Here is a 17,147-nt window from a genome sequence, read left to right on the forward strand (position 1 = left end):
ACTATGACATTTATAATATTAATCATTCTGTTGATTGGGTTAATTGTAGGGTATCGTAGAGGTATTATCCTACAATCCTTACATTTTATTGGCACCATTGCTGCAGTGATTATTGCAGCCACTAATTATGAAACACTCGGTAGTCGTTTTTACCTGGTGATGCCTTATCCATCGACAGCAGCTCCAAACCCAGTATTAGAAAACGTGGCGAATCAAGAATATGCTTACTACTATATGTTTGCTTTCTTCATTATCTTTATTATTAGTAAGATTATCATTCAGATTATTGTCAGTGGGTTTGATTACTTCCAACAAGTGGCTTCTGGTGGTCTAATTACAAGTATCATCGGTAGTATAATTGGTTTAATCGAAGTCATTTACGTACTCGCAGTTATCTTGTTCTTCGTTGCTACAGTACCATTTGCACCAGTTCAAGAAGCAATTGTTGAATCTGGCCTTGCTAACTTTATAATGGATCACACATTTATTATTTCCGATAAGTTAATAGAATGGATACAAGTAGAGTCATAGAAATATGGCTCTTTTTTTGGAGGAAACTATGGTAAAAAAAGATGTGATTAGACTCTTAGAAACAATCGCAGTCTATATGGAATTAAACCTTGAAAATAGCTTTAAAGTGTCAGCTTATAGAAAAGCTGCAGCTGCACTAGAAAGTGATGAACGGACACTGAAAGAAATTGATAATGTTTCATCAATTAAAGGCATCGGAAAAGGGACCTCAGCAGTTATCAATGAATTTATTGAAAGTGGACAATCGACCGTCTTAAAAGAACTGGAAGATAAAGTACCAAACGGTCTAGTGCGCATGTTAAAAATACCGAATCTTGGCCCAAAGAGAATTGCAAAAATTCATGAAGCACTCGGTATCGATAGTCTAGAAGCATTAAAAAAAGCCTGCCAAAACAATGAAATTAGTAATATGCCAGGTTTTGGTAATAAAACTGAAGAGAATATATTAAAATCCATCGATCTCGTGATCAGTCGACCTGAGCGTTACCCAATCGATAAGATTCTCAAATTTAAGACACTGATTACAAAGACGATTGATGAGATGGACCAGGTTGTTCAATACGATATGGCAGGGAGTTCAAGACGCCTAAAAGAGACGTCTAGGGACTTGGACTTTATCGTTAAGACAAATGATATTGAGGGCTTTACCCACCATATTTTACAAGCGGACTTTGTGAGTGATGTCGTAAGCCGTGGTGACAAGAAATTATCAATTGAGATTGAACATGACTTTGATAAGATCAATGTGGATTTTAGATTCGTTCAAGGTGATGAATATATTTCGACACTGCAGCACTTTACAGGGTCAAAAGACCACAATGTTAAAATGCGTCAAATTGCGAAAGCGCGTGGCGAGAAGATTAGTGAGTATGGTGTGGAAACTAAAGATGGCCTAAAAACATTTGAATCTGAAGCGGCATTTTACGATTATTTCGGTCTGCCTTTTATTCCGCCGAGTATGAGAGAAACAGGTAAAGAAACGGAAATTGATATCAGTGAAATTATTTCAGAAGACGATATCAATGGTGATCTCCATATGCATACAATCGCTAGTGATGGTGCGAATTCCATCGTCGAGATGGTTGAGAAGGCTAGGGAGAAAAATTATAGCTATATTGTCATTACCGACCATTCAAAGAGTTTGATTGTGGCAAATGGTCTATCAGAAGCACGCTTGTTAGCTCAAGTAGAAGAAATTAAAAAGATTAACGCGCAATACGATGATATTGATGTGTATAGTGGTATCGAGATGGATATTTTAGCAGATGGTCGCCTCGATTATGATGATGAAGTATTGAAGCAACTAGACTATGTTATCGCTGCGATCCATTCTAGTTTTCAGCAGAGTGAAGACGAGATTATGAAGCGTTTGAAAAATGCGATGGATAATCCTTACGTCAGACATATTGCCCATCCGACTGGCCGCCTGATTGGTCAAAGAACGGGTTATCCTGTTAATATGGAAGCACTATTTGACTATGCTAAAAAGACGGGCACTGTTTTAGAAATAAATGCGAATCCAAAACGACTCGATCTTTCGAGTGCTGTTATTTCTAATAAAGACAACCTGTTCACTGTGAATACAGATGCCCATCACACAGACCATTTTGATTTTATGAAGTACGGTGTTGCGACCCTACAAAAAGGTTTTGTTCATAAGTCTCAAGTGATCAATACGATGAACCGTCAGGCATTTAAAGATTTTATTAATAAAGGTAAGCAGAGTGATATAAATGAATGAAAAAACATTTAAGACTTTAGAATTCGATAAAATTCTCGAGACACTTAAAACGTTCGCTATCTCTAAAAAGACAAGCGAAGCGCTTGATTTCTCTATAGTTGAGCGAGACCGTGACTTAATTGAGCGAAACATTTTAGAAGTGGACGATGCTTCTACTATGATTCGCCATCGTCACGTTGAACTCGCTGGAATTAGTGATATCAAACCTTACATCAAGCGAGCGGAAATCGGCAGTATTTTAGGTGTAAGTGAATTTAATAGCATTAGAAGTATATTAAATCGTAAAAAGATGCTAGAAAATTTAATTCGCTCTTTTGAAGAGGATGAAATATTTTTAGAACATATTAAAGGTTACATTGAAAATCTTGAAGATATTCATGTCTTGTACAAGAGAATTACTGAAACGGTTGATGAAGTCGCAGTCTTAGATCATGCTTCTTCTGAGCTCTTAAGAATTCGCCGTAAAATCGGGTCAGAAGAACAAAAGGTTAAAGATCGTCTAAATGATATCGTCAGAAAGAACCAAAGAAAACTAAGTGACAGTATAATAACGACTCGGAATGGCCGCTATGTGATTCCTGTTAATGTAGACTATCGTAGTGAATTTAAAGGGATTGTGCATGACTCATCACAGAGTGGACAAACCATTTATGTCGAGCCGACTGCGATTGTCGAATTGACGAATAATATTTCACAGCTAAAAGAAAAAGAACAAGTTGAAGTGACTAAAATACTGAGTGACTTAACGAATGAAACAGCTGGCTATGCCGACGTACTTTATCAGCATGATGAAAATTTACATCATATAGATATGGTCTTTACTAAGGCGAAGTACGGGGCTTCAATTAAAGGGACTAAGCCGACGATTATCGATGATCAATCGATTCGACTCATCAGTGCCTATCATCCGCTTTTAGATGCAGAAACAGCAGTTAAGAATGATATCGTTATTGATCAAAAGACACAAGCAGTTATCATTACTGGACCCAATACCGGTGGTAAAACGGTGACGATTAAAACGGCAGGTCTGTCAGTATTAATGGCACAGGCTGGGATTCCTATACCTGCTAGGGATGGCTCTGAAATATCGATATTTAAGGAAGTCTATGCAGATATTGGTGATGAGCAATCTATAGAGCAATCCCTGTCAACCTTTTCGAGTCACATGGTGAACATATCTGATATTTTAAGGCGGGTAAACAGTGATTCACTCGTTATCCTTGATGAGCTTGGTGCAGGGACAGATCCAGAAGAAGGTGCAGCGCTCGCGATTAGTATTATTGAATACTTACTGGCTAATCAAGCGAAAGTCATAGCGACAACGCACTACCCACAGCTTAAATCCTTCTCTTATACGCGTGAAGATGTTTTGAATGCGAGTATGGAGTTTGACGTAGAAAGTCTTTCTCCAACTTATCGATTGTTGATGGGGATTCCAGGTAAGTCAAATGCCTTTGAAATCTCATCTAAACTCGGTTTAGAAGAAACGGTGATTGAACGTGCAAGAACTTTAACTGGCCGAGATAATATGGAAGTCAATGAGATGATTTCTGCCCTTGAACGTCATACTTCTAAAGTACGTGATTCAGAAATTGAAACGACTGAGTTACTAAAAGAATCAGAGCGTCTGTATCAAGACCTTCGTAATCAATATGAACAGTACAATCAAATGAAAGAGAAGATGATTGATAAGGCACAAGAAGAAGCCAATCGTATTGTTAAACAAAGAGAACTAGAAGCAGAAGAAATAATCAAAGAGCTTGAAATGATGAAAGAATTAGGTGTAGATAGCATTCAAGAACATGAACTTATCGATAAGAAAAAAGCCTTATCTGATGCCTATTATCAAAAGGATATTAAGAAAGATATTCGAAATGAAAAAGTCGAAACGCTTGAGGTTGGTGATGAGGTGGACGTATTAACCTACGGTCAAAAAGGTGAAATTATCGATGTAAGTGATGATGAAGTCACCGTTCAAATGGGTATTATCAAGATGAAGCTAGATAAGTCTGAAGTGAAGAAAAGGAAAGCCAAAAAGGTTGAAAAACCAGTGACTATCCGTCAAAATAAAACTCAAGTCAATCGAACATTGGACCTTCGGGGTGAGCGGTATGAGGATGCGCTAATTAAATTAGAGCAGTACCTAGATCAAGTCTTGCTCTCTAACTATGCTGAAGTAGAAATTATCCATGGTAAGGGAACAGGTGCACTTCAAAAAGGTGTCCAGCAGTACTTGAGACGCCATCCCAAGGTCGCGTCCTTTAGAGGTGGGATGCCTTCAGAAGGTGGTTTTGGTGTGACGATTGTAGAAATGAAATAGGTGAATGTATGGATAATTTTGATATGTACAAACTGGCTAAAATACTGATAGCCGTAGGTATAATCATGTTTTTAAGCGGTATTGTGTACTTGGTTTTCCTCGTCTAAGCAATACCGTTGAGTGAGAAAATAAATTGTTGTATACTTAAACCAATATAAAAATGGAGGTAGTTTTAGATGGCTATTATTGAAGTAAACGATTCAAGTTTTAAAGAAGAAGTTGGCAGTGGATTAACACTAGTAGATTTTTGGGCACCATGGTGCGGGCCTTGTAAAATGATCGCTCCAATTTTAGAAGAATTAGCACCTGAAGTTGAAGGAAAAGCAAACATTGCTAAATTAAATGTTGATGATAACCAAGCAACTGCAAGTGAGTATGAAGTAATGAGTATTCCAACTTTAATTCTTTTCAAAGACGGCGAGCCTGTTGACAAAGTAGTTGGATTCCAACCTAAAGAACAGCTTTCAGCTTTAATTGAAAAACACGCATAAGTCGCCATTCGGCGGCTTTTTTTATATAAAGAAGGGATTATATGAGCGAATTAAAACTAAAACTATCCGTTTTGCCGACTGAACCTGGTTGTTACCTAATGAAAAATAAGGACCAGGAAATTATATACGTTGGTAAGGCGAAAAATTTAAGAAACAGAGTGCGTTCTTATTTTTCTGGTGCACATGATGAAAAAACCATGCGTCTCGTCCAAGATATTACAGACTTCGACTATATAGTTACAGGCTCAGAAATTGAATCATTGCTCCTAGAAAACACTCTGATTAAAAAGCATTTACCGAGATACAATATCCTCTTAAAAGACGATAAGAGTTACCCCTTTATAAAGATTACAAAAGAAGAGCATCCAAAGCTCGTCGTGACACGGACCGTAAAGCCGAATTCAGGTAAATACTTTGGACCCTATCCAAATGCCTACAGTGCACATGAAACAAAAAAACTGTTAGACAGAATTTATCCCCTAAGAAAGTGCAATGTCATGCCAGATAAATTATGTCTGTACTATCACATCGGACAATGTCTCGGCCCTTGTGTATTCAATGTGACAGAAGAACAAAACCAGAAGATGATTGATGGCATCACGAGTTTTTTAAACGGCGAAACCGACGAAGTGATGAAAGAATTACAAGAGAAGATGGAAACAGCAGCAGAAGCCTTAGAATTTGAAAAGGCTAAAGAATATCGTGATCTGATGGGGCATATTGAAAACACGATGTTAAAACAAAATGTACTCACCAATGATATGACAGCAAGAGACTGTTTCGGTTACGCGGTTGAGAACGGCTGGATGTCTGTATCAGTACTCTTTATAAGAAGCGGTAAACTCATCGAGAAGAAAGCTGAGATGTTTCCTTTAAACGATGACATAGAAGAAGAGTTCTTTAGATTCATCGTTCATTTCTATGATGTAAAATCGAACTTAATGCCTAAGGAAATTCATATTCCTAAAAACTTCAATGTAGAGTTGTTAAATGAAGCCTTACCCGTTAATGTTAAAGCGCCACAAAGAGGTGCCAAAAAAGAAATGGTGGACCTTGCGAGTAAAAATGCGAACATCGCGATCGGTAATAAATTCGAAATGATCAAAAGAGACGAAGCACGTACGATTCATGCGATTGATACACTCGGAGAACTGATGAATATTGAAACGCCGAGGAGAATTGAAGCCTTTGATAACTCCAATATTCAAGGTGTGGATCCTGTCAGTGTAATGGTGTCCTTTATAGACGGTAAACCTTCTAAAAAAGACTACAGAAAATATAAGATTAAAACTGTGGAAGGTCCGGATGATTATGCTTCAATGGCTGAGGTCGTGAGAAGAAGGTATACAAGAGTCTTAAAAGAAAGTTTACCACTACCAGACTTGATCATCGTTGACGGGGGTGTTGGCCATATGAACACGGTTAAAGGTGTCTTATTAAATGAATTGTCCCTAGACATTCCAGTTGCAGGACTAAGGAAAGATGATAAGCACTCGACAGCTGAATTATTATACGGAGAACAAGCTGAAGTCGTACCGATGAAAAAGAATTCACAGAGTTTCTATTTACTCCAGAGAATACAAGATGAAGTACACAGATTTGCAATTTCTTTCCATAGGAACACAAGGCGGAAGACAACCATTGCTTCACAGCTAGATAATATTGAAGGGGTCGGCCCCTCTAGAAAACGAAAATTGCTCAAAGAATTTGGTTCTGTGAAAAAGATGAAAGAGAAAAATACAGAGGATTTTATGGCCATCGGAATACCCAAAAATGTAGCTGAGAATATTTCTCAAAAGCTAGGTGAATAAAGGATTCTAAAAGAATGTAAGTATATTACACAAATGCCCAAAGTCGCCTTGATTTGTTTTTTAACAAAGAGTAAAATGATAAGTAAAGTTTATTGACAATTAGTTAGGGGGGGTCTTTTGTGTCGAATCAGGATTCAGGTTTTTACATTCGCAGATTACATTCATTACTTGGAGTTATTCCGTTGGGCGTATTTTTAATCCAGCACTTGTTGGTTAACTTTACGGCTACATACAGTGAAGAGGCTTTTAACTTTGCTGCAGGGATTATGGGTAACCTGCCATTTGTTATTTTGCTAGAAATTTTCATCATTTATTTACCAATACTTTTCCATGGTATTTACGGTATTTACATCGCATTTACTGCTAAGATGAACGTTGGTCATTATAGCACTTACCGAAACTGGATGTTTGTTCTGCAAAGAATTTCAGGGGTTATTGCATTTATTTTTATTGCAGTTCACGTTTACCAGACGCGTTTCCAAGTGTTCTTAGGTGAAGAAGTGAATTTCCAAATGGTTGAAGAAGTCGTTGCCAATCCATTCTGGTTAGTATTTTGGATTGTTGGTGTGGTAGCAACTGTCTTCCACTTTGCCAACGGTTTATGGTCATTCATGATTACATGGGGTATTACGCAATCTAACAAATCACAGCAGCTTATGTCTTACGTCGCAATTTTAGTATTCTTAGTGATCAGCACAATTGGTTTAATGGCAATATTTGCGTTTGTATAAAAGGAGTGTAAATAATGGCGGATAATAAAGTAATCGTTGTCGGCGGGGGTCTCGCTGGTTTAATGGCAACGATCAAAGCAGCAGAATCAGGAGCGAATATCGATCTTTTCTCAATCGTTCCTGTTAAAAGATCACACTCAGTGTGCGCACAAGGTGGAATTAACGGTGCGGTAAATACGAAGGGTGAAGGTGACTCACCGCTTATTCACTTCGATGATACCGTTTACGGTGGAGACTTTTTAGCGAACCAGCCTCCAGTTAAAGCGATGACAGAAGCAGCACCGAAAATTATTCACTTACTTGACCGTATGGGTGTAATGTTTAACAGAACATCTGAAGGACTTTTAGACTTTAGACGTTTTGGTGGAACGCTTCACCACCGTACAGCTTATGCTGGTGCAACAACAGGTCAGCAATTACTGTACGCGCTAGATGAGCAAGTGAGAAGTTATGAAGTTAAAGGACAGGTAGATAAATACGAAGGTTGGGAATTCCTTGGTGTCGTTATCGACGATGAAGGGAAAGCACGTGGTATTACTGCCCAGGAGATTACATCTGGAGAGATTAAAACCTTTAAAGCAGATGCAGTTATCATGGCAACTGGTGGACCAGGAATTATCTTCGGTAAATCAACAAACTCTATGATCAATACAGGTTCTGCAGCATCGATCGTTTATCAGCAAGGTGCAGTCTATGCGAATGGTGAGTTCATCCAAATTCACCCAACTGCCATTCCTGGTGACGACAAGTTACGTCTGATGAGTGAATCGGCACGTGGTGAAGGTGGTCGTGTTTGGACCTATAAAGACGGTAAGCCTTGGTACTTCCTAGAGGAAAAATACCCGGATTACGGTAACCTAGTGCCACGTGATATTGCGACACGTGAAATCTTTGATGTGTGCGTGAATCAGAAGTTAGGTATTAACGGTGAAAACATGGTATACCTAGACCTTTCTCACAAGGACCCACATGAACTGGATGTCAAACTTGGTGGTATCATAGAAATCTATGAGAAATTCACTGGTGATGACCCAAGAAAGGTACCAATGAAGATCTTCCCAGCAGTGCACTACTCTATGGGTGGTTTATATGTTGACTACGATCAAATGACTTCAGTACCTGGTTTATTTGCTGCAGGTGAATGTGATTATTCACAACACGGTGGTAACCGCCTGGGTGCGAACTCATTACTATCTGCAATTTACGGTGGTATGGTTGCTGGACCAAAAGCGATTGAATACGTTAACGGTCTAGATAAGTCTTATGAAGACTTAGATGAGTCATTATATGAAAAACACGCTCAGGTAGAGCAGGAGAAATTCGACAACATCCTAGCGATGGACGGTACAGAGAATGCATATGTAATCCATAAGGAACTCGGTGAAATTATGACAGCGAATGTAACTGTTGTACGTCACAACGACAAATTGCTTGAAACTGATAAGAAAATCGTTGAATTGATGGAACGTTACAAAAACATCAATATTAATGACACTCAAAAATGGTCGAACCAAGCTGCTTTCTTTACACGTCAGCTATGGAACATGTTAGTCTTGGCTCGAGTGATTACGATTGGTGCATACAACCGTAATGAATCACGTGGGGCTCACTTTAAACCTGAATTCCCAGACCGTAACGATGAAGAATGGTTGAAAACGACAAAAGCGTCATACGATGGACCGACAAATGCGCCTAAGTTCGAATACGAAGATGTGGACGTAAGTTTAATTCCACCACGTATCCGTGACTATTCTACTAAACATTAAGAAAGGGATGGCTGAAAATGAGTAATGCAACTGATACAAAAACAATTAAGTTAAGCATAAAGCGTCAAGAAAACCAAGAAGCATCAAGCTATTGGGAAGAGTTTGAAATTCCATATCGCCCGAATATGAACGTGATCAGTGCCTTAATGGAAATTCAAAGAAACCCAGTTAATGCTAAGGGGCAAAAAACAACTGCGGTTACTTGGGACTCAAGCTGTCTTGAGGAAGTCTGCGGTGCGTGTTCTATGGTGATTAACGGCAGTGCCCGTCAATCATGTACAGCACTAATTGATCAGTTCGAACAACCGATTAAATTAGAGCCAATGAGTACTTTCCCAGTAATCAGAGATTTACAAGTCGATCGTTCATTTATGTTCGATAACTTAAAACGTGTGAAAGCTTGGGTACCAATCGATGGTACATACGACCTTGGTCCAGGACCAAGAATGCCTGAGAAAAAACGCCAGGTTGCTTATGAACTCTCTAAATGTATGTCATGTGGTGTATGTTTAGAAGTATGTCCAAACGTTAATAGTAAATCTAAATTCATGGGTGCAGCACCAATTTCACAAGTTAGATTATTTAACCTACACCCAACAGGTAGTATGACTAAAAACGAACGCCTAGATGCTCTAATGGGTACAGGTGGTATTGCTGAATGTGGTATGGCACAGAACTGTGTTGAAGCTTGTCCTAAAGGGATTCCTTTAACGACTTCAATCGCTTCAATGCAACGTGAAACTACTTTCCATATGTTTAAATCATTCTTTGGTTCAGACCACCAAGTAAACTAAGTTTACGGTTGGATTGAAGGTTAAAATAAGCTCACTATTTAACAGCTACGGTTAGTTTTGACCGTGCTAAAAGTAGTGAGCTTTTTACCTTTGTGGATTGGATAAGTATTGAACTGATTGGCTTAGACGCCTTGTTTTGTTATTATATTAATAATGACACATAAGGGGACTAGAAATTATGTACGGAGAAGCTGAGATTATTTCAATAGAAAAATCCTTACGCTACATTGCTGCTAGAGTGAGGGCAAATGGTCGTGAGATTTTAAAGGATCACGAAATCTCTCCACTTCAATTTATTGCACTGCAATGGGTTGGAGATAAGGAAGGGATTACTATTGGTGAGCTGTCGAATAGGTTGTATTTAGCGCACTCAACAACAACTGATATCGTAGATAAATTAGAACGCTCAAATTACGTTAAACGTCAGCGCTCTACAAAAGATAAGCGTCTAGTCTTAGTGAGTATGGAAGAACGTGGGCGAACACTGATTCAATTAGTGATCGATAAGCGAGTGGAATACATTTCTAAAATTACAGGTGACTTAAGTGAGGACAAAAAAGCAATCTTACCTGTTGTTTTAGAAGAGGTTTTACAAGAAAGTGAGCGATATATTAATGATTAAACCGATTGGCATTATGGATTCAGGCGTCGGTGGATTAACCGTAGCGAGTGAAGTCATGCACGCTTTGCCTTCGGAGACAATCTACTACTTCGCTGATACAATTAACTGTCCATACGGACCAAAAGACACAGCCGCTGTGTATAGACATACTAAAGCGGCTGTTCAATTTTTAATAGAACAAGGTGTCAAAGCAATTATCATTGCATGTAACACTGCTACAGCTGCAGTCATGCCAGAACTGCAAAAAGAGGTGGACATCCCACTCTATGGTGTAATTACCCCTGGTGCACTCGGTGCAGTCAGGAAGAGTAAGAACAGTGAAATACTCCTCTTAGCGACAGAAGGCACAGTAAAATCAGGTGAGTATGAAAAGGCAATTTTTGACTTTGATAGTGAAGTCACAGTGCATAGTCTCGCCTGTCCTGAATTTGTGACCTTAATCGAAAGTGGAGACTATAAAAATCACAAGCTTACTCAAGAAGTGATTGAACAGTCACTTAAAGCTTATAAAGATACAAGAGCAGATACTGTAATTTTAGGCTGTACACACTTTCCTTTAATCGAACGTGAAATCGATAAATTTTTCGATGGCAAAAAAGAAATTGTCGATGCAGGCTTTGAGACTGTCAATATTGCCTTAAACCAAATGTATCGCCAGGATTTGTTGATCTCAGAAAAACATCAACCTGTGCATCAATTTTTTATTCATGGGGAAAATTACACTTTTGAAACCATTCTAACAAGTTGGATCAAAGATATAGATTATAAAATAAAATATATATGGCTAAGTGAGGAGAACGAATATGAGTAAAATTGTGATTGCGAGTGGAAACCAAGGTAAGATCAATGACTTTAAAGCAATTTTTTCTGACTATGAAGTTGTCGGGATCAAAGAAATTTTACCGAATTTTGATGTCGAAGAAACCGGCGTGACATTTAGAGAAAATGCGGTATTAAAAAGTGAAGCAGCCGCAAAAGCCTTAAATCTACCGGTTATTAGTGATGACTCAGGACTATCAGTTGAAGCCCTAGACGGCCGTCCAGGCGTCTATTCTGCACGCTATTCAGGTGAACATGGCAACGACCAGAAAAACAATGAAAAGCTACTTAATGAATTATCAGGTGTAGAAAATAGAGCCGCTTACTTTACTTGTGTTTTAGCCTTAACGATTCCAGGAGAAGAAACTCGTACCTACGAAGGCACACTCCTAGGTGAAATTCTAACAGAAGCACATGGTGAAGGTGGCTTTGGTTACGATCCACTCTTTAAAACTTTAGATGGGATTTACCTTGGTGAGATTAATTCTGAAGAAAAAGGGAAGATAAGTCATAGAGGAAAAGCTTTAGAAAAATTAATAAATGATGAAGCAGTATTTGAAAAGCTAAAGAAATGAGAGGTTGAGTTCGATGAGAGTATTAGTCATTAGTGATAATCACAGTGAAAAAAATATTCTGACTGAAGTGTATGAGACAGTAAAACCAGATGAGGCAATTCATTTAGGGGATAGTGAATTTCCATACGACGATGAAGAAATGCAGCAATTTTTAAGAGTTACAGGTAACACAGATAAAGATTCAGCGTATCCAAAAGAAGGACTCTTAGAAGAAACATCGATGTTCTATACACATGGACATTTATATGGCATTAAATCAAACCGAAATGAACTTGCAGCTAAAGCAGAAGAAGTCGGTGCGAAGTATGCCTTATATGGACACTCACATGTGGCTAAAATAGAGAAGATTAATGGAGTCTTTGCCATTAATCCAGGCAGTATTTCATCCTCACGTAACGAGTATCCAGAAAGTTATTTAGTCATTGATACAGAGAGTAAAATTGCGTCATACTATAGTAGAAAACATCAGTTGATGGATGAATTTAACTTAAACAACTAAGGATTGAGTGTATGAAAGTACAAATCGATGAAACGTTAATGCTGAGACAGCTAAAAGTACGTGAATATCAGACCATGTTTGATCTTGTAGATAAGAACCGAGAACAACTAAGAGAATGGTTGCCTTGGGTAGATTATGTTACCGAAGCAGAAAGCTATAAGAAGACGATTCAGGCTTGGATAGAGTCGAATGATGCCAACCAGTCGATGACCTTAGGTGTGTACCTAGAAGGTCATCTCGTCGGTATGTGTGGCTTCAATACAATCGATCTATTGAATAAAAGAGGTGCCATAGGTTATTGGTTAGCCGAAGGCTATAATGGGCAAGGTATCATGACACGTGCCGTAAGAGGACTCGTGGATTATGGCTTTAAACAACTCGAGCTTCATAGAGTAGAAATCTCTGCAGGAGTAGAAAATGTAAAGAGTCGTAAAATTCCTGAGCGATTAGGCTTTGAAGAAGAAGCACTGTTGAAAGAATATGAATTTTTGTATGATCACTTTCACGATTTAGTCCAATATCGTATGATGAAAAGAGACTGGTTAACGAAAAATTAACATTGGTTACAAAAAATCAAAAAATGCATTGACTTTCACTATGCACTTTGATTATAATAGAACTTGTGTTAATTAAGTCGTGTCCTGGTAGCTCAGCAGGATAGAGCAATGGCCTTCTAAGCCATCGGTCGGGGGTTCGAATCCCTCCCAGGACGTCTGAATACTTTTTTAAACCCTATTAATCATCGTTAATCGTTGATTTAATAGGGTTTTTATTTTTTCGTCATGTGATTTAAAGTGATTAAAAGTGAATATAGATGTCAATATTCTGCCAACGAAACACATACCCTTATGGGGTATCATTATTTTCTATAGAATTTAGGATATCTTTAACGACACTTTCTGATTGTTCTTTTGAACTATTAAAACGATGTCCATAGAATTCACGTGTAATATTTATGTTCGCATGTCCAACACGTTTTGATACATGTTCATCATCGACACCTTTATCGATTAAGTAGGTAATGTGTGTATGTCTGAGAGAGTGTAGGACTTTATGTCCTTTGATGTCACCATTGTCTAATGCTTTTCTAAAGTGCTGTTTAATAGCAGTGTTAGATCGTTTGAGGAATGTGCCATTTAAATTGATTTTAAGAGCTTCTATTTGTTCTTTAATATATTTGCTATCTTCATATGATAATTCCACTGTGCGCTTAGCATTTATCGTTTTACCACCACGTATAAATATCGTTTCCTTTTCAAAATCAAAATCTTCATATCTTAGATTACTTACTTCACCAAATCTAGCACCTGTGACATGTAAGATGAATAAAAATAATCCGCTTGGTGTATTCATTTCTTTAATGACTTCTTTTAACTTCTCGTACTCAAAATCTTCCATAAACTTAACATGTCCAGGCATATCTTCAATCTCACTTTCTAAACGAGCATTAAATGTAGGATTACGTTTTGCGATTCCATCGTAGACTGCCTGCTCATAACATGCTCTGATTGCTTGATGATCTTTCTTCATGGTACCTAATGTATATTGTTCGCCTAGTTGATTAATATACTCTTGATATTCACGTTGTGTGACATCATTAGGACGTACATTATCACCAAAGTAGAGTAGGAACTTTCTAAGAGCATTAAAGTATCTCAAATAGGTTTTATGAGTGACGTACTTCTCTTTATACGTTTCTACCCACAAGGTAAAGTATTGAGCGAAGTTTAGATGAGCATATTTATTTTGTTGTTTAATAGGATTTTCTAGTATCTTTTCTATAACCATTTTAGCTTCTTTCTTAGTCGCAAAACCTTGCTGTCTATACCGTTTGTTTTTATATGAAAAATCAAATCCCCACTTACCATTTATCTTCTTCGGTTCCATTGTATCCCTCCTAAAACTGTATTCCAGAGACTTTAGAATGATTGACTAGCATATCTATCCTTTTAAGTGCAACGTCCTCACAAACGCCAAAATACGCCATTAAATCCGTTGCCTGATAGAGTCTATTTTTGGTGATTAGCTTTTCTGGCATCTGTAGGAGTAGTCCAAACTTTTCAGCTTCTGCTTCTTGGTACTCGTTGTATGCTCTAGGCATATTGTGTTGATGTGTGGCGTGTAAAAACATGTGTCCTGCTTCATGGCAGAATGCTTTGAACATCTCATGCTTTTTATCGAATTTAAGCCCGATAATGTCTACGCTTGCCTTCTGTACATAAAAGTTGGATTGGTGGTTATACAGTATGTGTACATCAAACATGTACGCTAGGTGTTCTATATTCAGATCGTGTACATCTAATATGGATAAATCCACGATGTCATTAACTTTCTGTTCGATTCTCATGTCAAAACCCCTTTATTTTAGAACATATGTTCGGTTTAAAGTTTAAAAAATTACTGACCACTGTATAAAACCAATGGTCAGTTGGTTGTTACTTATCAGCTATTTGGCTTAATAGGTTGATGATTTCATCATTTTGTTCAATTATTTTATCGTTCTGCTTAATCAATTCATCGTTCTGTGCAGCTAACATAAATGATTGTTTAAGTTGATTGTTGTAGTAATTGAATGTGGCTTGCTTTTCCATATTGAATGTCAACATACCAAAAGCATTATAAAATTTATCGAACGAAGCCATCATATTCTGTGATTGGTAAGAGTGTTTAGTTACGTCGGTAGGGTTATCAAATCCGTGTTTATTTAATGGTTCTTTCTTGTTTTCTACACGTTTATTCTTTTCGTATTCACGAACTTCTTTAAAAGAAACTTTTTCATTCTTTTGTGTGGTTTCACCTTTAGAAAACTTTTTCCAATCCATACAAACACCTACTTATCTTTATTCTGCTTATACTTCAAGAACTCAATCTTCTCATTAATCTCACGGATCAATTCTTTCTTCACATCATCTGGTAGGCTATCGAATGCTTCTTTGTTGTCGAACATGAAGGAGTCGAAGTCGTCAGATGAAAAGTTTTCACTATCAGTTTTACCTAATAAATAATCTGTAGTCACATCGTAGAGTTCGGATATCTTCACTAGCATCTCATTGTCAGGCTTACGATGACCGTACTCATAACCAGAATATGTGCTATTGGCAATGTTCAAACGTCTAGCAGCTTCTGTCTTAGACCACCCTTTACCTTCTCTTAAAGAAATCAAACGATTAACATCCATATTTAACACTCTTTCATATGTGAATTTACTCTTATTGTAGCGTTTTAATGCGTATAGAGAAATATATTTTTCAAAAAGCGTAATAAAAGTGTTGACTTACGCAAAACGCATAAGTATAATACTAATTAAGAGTTACGCATTACGAGTAATAATTGGTCGCCGATATGATGGATATCTAGCGAAAGTGAGCTATCATGTAGCTATTGACGATAAAGAAGCAGTACAACTTATCCCGTTTAATCGCACAGCCTGGCACTCAGGGGATGGTATGGGTAATGGGAATATGCGTTCAATCGGTATCGAAATTTGTTACTCAATGGATAATGGATATTCAGGCTCTAAATCAGCCAGATATAAAGCGGCAGAGGAAAACGCAGCACTATATATCGCTCACGTGCTTAAACAATACGGTTGGGAAATGGATAGACTGAAAAGACACTATGACTGGTCAGGCAAAGACTGTCCACACAAGATGCACGCTACAGGCACTTATCAAGCATTCAGAAACCGTGTACAAGCACATCTCAATGCGTTAAATAAAGGTACAGTGGCTAGTAAGCCATCTGCTAAACCGGCAAGCAAGAAGGAATTAGTGAATACTGGTGGCTGGAAGAAAAATAAATATGGTACACAGTATATGAAGAAAAAAGGCACATGGAAAAACGGTAGCACTAGAGTTATGAGTCGCTTTGGCAGTCCATTTAGATCAGCACCTGAAGGTGGTTGGGCGAATCCTGGTTGGAAGTGTAACTATGACGAGATTGTTCGTCAGGACGGTCACATTTGGTTAGGTTACACGGTAAGTGGTAAACGTAAGTATATTCCAGTGAAAACATGGAATAGTAAAACTGGCGAAGTTGGTAAAGACTGGGGTACATTTAGTTAAACAAACACATTACACAAGTATTTTAAGGGTATTCGGATTATCGTGTGGAAAAACATTATAGCTGGTAGATTTTTGCTAAACTAAGGTCAGGCTAGTTGAAGAGTATCTTTTATTTTCTAAGTAATTGTGGTAGCATAAAAATGAACTAGAAAACTGTAGCTAGGGTTCCGCTATCTAGGTAGGTCAGTGACCGAGGGCTACATCTTTTACAATATGTAAAAGGCACCTATTGACATAAAAGGTCCGAGGGGGAAGGTTCAGCGTAGTTGTTATGCGTTGAAATCTTTCTCTTCGGCTCTTTTTTTATTATTTAGGAGGTATTTATCGTATGAAAAGGATCGATGATTTGAAAGCTGGTGTTGCAGTTATTATTTTGAATGAGG

The 17,147-nt window shown here is 37.9% G+C and carries 18 protein-coding genes and 1 tRNA gene; 15 read left to right on the forward strand and 4 right to left on the reverse strand.

Translation table 11 applies throughout. The features are described from left to right. Positions 1-3 precede the first annotated feature (3 nt). The 14 genes from H624_RS0106560 to H624_RS0106625 all read left to right on the forward strand — a co-directional run bounded on the left by H624_RS0106560 (position 4) and on the right by H624_RS0106625 (position 13,412). Positions 4-531, forward strand: coding sequence for a CvpA family protein (locus tag H624_RS0106560; protein ID WP_026866884.1), 528 nt, complete (start codon positions 4-6; stop codon positions 529-531). 28 nt (positions 532-559) lie between these two features. After that, the gene (gene polX, locus H624_RS0106565; protein WP_026866885.1) at positions 560-2,272 is read left to right on the forward strand and encodes a DNA polymerase/3'-5' exonuclease PolX; all 1,713 of its coding nucleotides are present in this window, start codon (positions 560-562) and stop codon (positions 2,270-2,272) included. Then, positions 2,265-4,592, forward strand: a complete 2,328-nt coding sequence (locus H624_RS0106570; protein WP_026866886.1) for an endonuclease MutS2 — start codon at positions 2,265-2,267, stop codon at positions 4,590-4,592. The genes polX and H624_RS0106570 overlap by 8 nt, the downstream gene beginning before the upstream one ends. 176 nt (positions 4,593-4,768) lie before the next feature. Then, positions 4,769-5,083, forward strand: a complete 315-nt coding sequence (trxA, locus tag H624_RS0106575; RefSeq protein ID WP_026866887.1) for a thioredoxin — start codon at positions 4,769-4,771, stop codon at positions 5,081-5,083. Positions 5,084-5,124: 41 nt separating this feature from the next. Beyond that, positions 5,125-6,894, forward strand: a complete 1,770-nt coding sequence (gene uvrC / locus H624_RS0106580; RefSeq protein WP_026866888.1) for an excinuclease ABC subunit UvrC — start codon at positions 5,125-5,127, stop codon at positions 6,892-6,894. A 119-nt stretch (positions 6,895-7,013) separates the two neighbouring features. Beyond that, on the forward strand, positions 7,014-7,625 hold the full coding sequence (locus H624_RS0106585) for a succinate dehydrogenase cytochrome b558 subunit (protein WP_026866889.1): 612 nt from the start codon (positions 7,014-7,016) through the stop codon (positions 7,623-7,625). 14 nt (positions 7,626-7,639) lie between these two features. Further along, positions 7,640-9,391: a succinate dehydrogenase flavoprotein subunit gene (gene sdhA, locus H624_RS0106590; protein WP_026866890.1), complete on the forward strand. Its 1,752-nt coding sequence runs from the start codon at positions 7,640-7,642 to the stop codon at positions 9,389-9,391. Between the two features lie 17 nt (positions 9,392-9,408). Next, positions 9,409-10,185 carry a succinate dehydrogenase iron-sulfur subunit gene (sdhB, locus tag H624_RS0106595; protein ID WP_051220509.1) on the forward strand — a complete coding sequence of 259 codons (777 nt, stop codon included), beginning with the start codon at positions 9,409-9,411 and terminating at the stop codon, positions 10,183-10,185. Positions 10,186-10,363: 178 nt separating this feature from the next. Continuing rightward, positions 10,364-10,807, forward strand: a complete 444-nt coding sequence (locus tag H624_RS0106600) for a MarR family winged helix-turn-helix transcriptional regulator (RefSeq protein WP_026866892.1) — start codon at positions 10,364-10,366, stop codon at positions 10,805-10,807. Continuing rightward, entirely contained in the window at positions 10,800-11,618 is an 819-nt protein-coding gene (gene murI, locus H624_RS0106605) for a glutamate racemase (RefSeq protein WP_026866893.1), read from the forward strand. The genes H624_RS0106600 and murI overlap by 8 nt, the downstream gene beginning before the upstream one ends. Next, positions 11,611-12,201 (forward strand): XTP/dITP diphosphatase, encoded by a 591-nt coding sequence (locus H624_RS0106610; RefSeq protein WP_026866894.1) that lies wholly within the window; start codon positions 11,611-11,613, stop codon positions 12,199-12,201. Before murI ends, H624_RS0106610 begins: the two co-directional genes overlap by 8 nt. A gap of 13 nt (positions 12,202-12,214) precedes the next feature. Beyond that, complete coding sequence (locus H624_RS0106615) at positions 12,215-12,700, forward strand: metallophosphoesterase family protein (RefSeq protein WP_026866895.1); 486 nt, start codon at positions 12,215-12,217, stop codon at positions 12,698-12,700. 11 nt (positions 12,701-12,711) lie between these two features. Continuing rightward, positions 12,712-13,257 (forward strand): GNAT family N-acetyltransferase, encoded by a 546-nt coding sequence (locus H624_RS0106620; RefSeq protein WP_026866896.1) that lies wholly within the window; start codon positions 12,712-12,714, stop codon positions 13,255-13,257. A gap of 81 nt (positions 13,258-13,338) precedes the next feature. Further along, a tRNA-Arg gene (locus H624_RS0106625) sits at positions 13,339-13,412 on the forward strand. 134 nt (positions 13,413-13,546) lie between these two features. Here H624_RS0106625 and H624_RS0106630 read toward each other — a convergent pair. The 4 genes from H624_RS0106630 to H624_RS0106645 all read right to left on the reverse strand — a co-directional run bounded on the left by H624_RS0106630 (position 13,547) and on the right by H624_RS0106645 (position 15,878). Beyond that, the gene (locus tag H624_RS0106630) at positions 13,547-14,587 is read right to left on the reverse strand and encodes a tyrosine-type recombinase/integrase (RefSeq protein ID WP_026866897.1); all 1,041 of its coding nucleotides are present in this window, start codon (positions 14,585-14,587) and stop codon (positions 13,547-13,549) included. Positions 14,588-14,597: 10 nt separating this feature from the next. Beyond that, positions 14,598-15,047, reverse strand: a complete 450-nt coding sequence (locus tag H624_RS0106635; RefSeq protein ID WP_026866898.1) for an ImmA/IrrE family metallo-endopeptidase — start codon at positions 15,045-15,047, stop codon at positions 14,598-14,600. A gap of 88 nt (positions 15,048-15,135) precedes the next feature. Further along, complete coding sequence (locus H624_RS11725) at positions 15,136-15,522, reverse strand: hypothetical protein (protein WP_235678882.1); 387 nt, start codon at positions 15,520-15,522, stop codon at positions 15,136-15,138. Between the two features lie 8 nt (positions 15,523-15,530). Then, on the reverse strand, positions 15,531-15,878 hold the full coding sequence (locus H624_RS0106645; RefSeq protein WP_026866899.1) for a helix-turn-helix domain-containing protein: 348 nt from the start codon (positions 15,876-15,878) through the stop codon (positions 15,531-15,533). 184 nt (positions 15,879-16,062) lie between these two features. Here H624_RS0106645 and H624_RS12860 point away from each other — a divergent pair, with 184 nt between their 5' ends. Beyond that, positions 16,063-16,764, forward strand: coding sequence for an SH3 domain-containing protein (locus tag H624_RS12860; protein WP_051220510.1), 702 nt, complete (start codon positions 16,063-16,065; stop codon positions 16,762-16,764). Positions 16,765-17,147 lie beyond the last annotated feature (383 nt).

Source organism: Jeotgalicoccus marinus DSM 19772, assembly GCF_000425825.1.
GTDB classification, from domain to species: domain Bacteria; phylum Bacillota; class Bacilli; order Staphylococcales; family Salinicoccaceae; genus Jeotgalicoccus; species Jeotgalicoccus marinus.

Bases quoted from the DNA above. Each gene is read 5' to 3' on its own strand.
- H624_RS0106635 (WP_026866898.1), bottom strand. From the start codon at position 15,047: ATGAGAATCGAACAGAAAGTTAATGACATCGTGGATTTATCCATATTA.
- uvrC (WP_026866888.1), top strand. From the start codon at position 5,125: ATGAGCGAATTAAAACTAAAACTATCCGTTTTGCCGACTGAACCTGGT.
- H624_RS0106610 (WP_026866894.1), top strand. From the start codon at position 11,611: ATGAGTAAAATTGTGATTGCGAGTGGAAACCAAGGTAAGATCAATGAC.
- murI (WP_026866893.1), top strand. From the start codon at position 10,800: ATGATTAAACCGATTGGCATTATGGATTCAGGCGTCGGTGGATTAACC.
- trxA (WP_026866887.1), top strand. From the start codon at position 4,769: ATGGCTATTATTGAAGTAAACGATTCAAGTTTTAAAGAAGAAGTTGGC.
- sdhB (WP_051220509.1), top strand. From the start codon at position 9,409: ATGAGTAATGCAACTGATACAAAAACAATTAAGTTAAGCATAAAGCGT.
- H624_RS0106620 (WP_026866896.1), top strand. From the start codon at position 12,712: ATGAAAGTACAAATCGATGAAACGTTAATGCTGAGACAGCTAAAAGTA.
- polX (WP_026866885.1), top strand. From the start codon at position 560: ATGGTAAAAAAAGATGTGATTAGACTCTTAGAAACAATCGCAGTCTAT.
- H624_RS0106630 (WP_026866897.1), bottom strand. From the start codon at position 14,587: ATGGAACCGAAGAAGATAAATGGTAAGTGGGGATTTGATTTTTCATAT.
- H624_RS0106615 (WP_026866895.1), top strand. From the start codon at position 12,215: ATGAGAGTATTAGTCATTAGTGATAATCACAGTGAAAAAAATATTCTG.
- H624_RS0106600 (WP_026866892.1), top strand. From the start codon at position 10,364: ATGTACGGAGAAGCTGAGATTATTTCAATAGAAAAATCCTTACGCTAC.
- H624_RS0106570 (WP_026866886.1), top strand. From the start codon at position 2,265: ATGAATGAAAAAACATTTAAGACTTTAGAATTCGATAAAATTCTCGAG.
- sdhA (WP_026866890.1), top strand. From the start codon at position 7,640: ATGGCGGATAATAAAGTAATCGTTGTCGGCGGGGGTCTCGCTGGTTTA.
- H624_RS11725 (WP_235678882.1), bottom strand. From the start codon at position 15,522: ATGGATTGGAAAAAGTTTTCTAAAGGTGAAACCACACAAAAGAATGAA.
- H624_RS0106560 (WP_026866884.1), top strand. From the start codon at position 4: ATGACATTTATAATATTAATCATTCTGTTGATTGGGTTAATTGTAGGG.
- H624_RS0106645 (WP_026866899.1), bottom strand. From the start codon at position 15,878: ATGGATGTTAATCGTTTGATTTCTTTAAGAGAAGGTAAAGGGTGGTCT.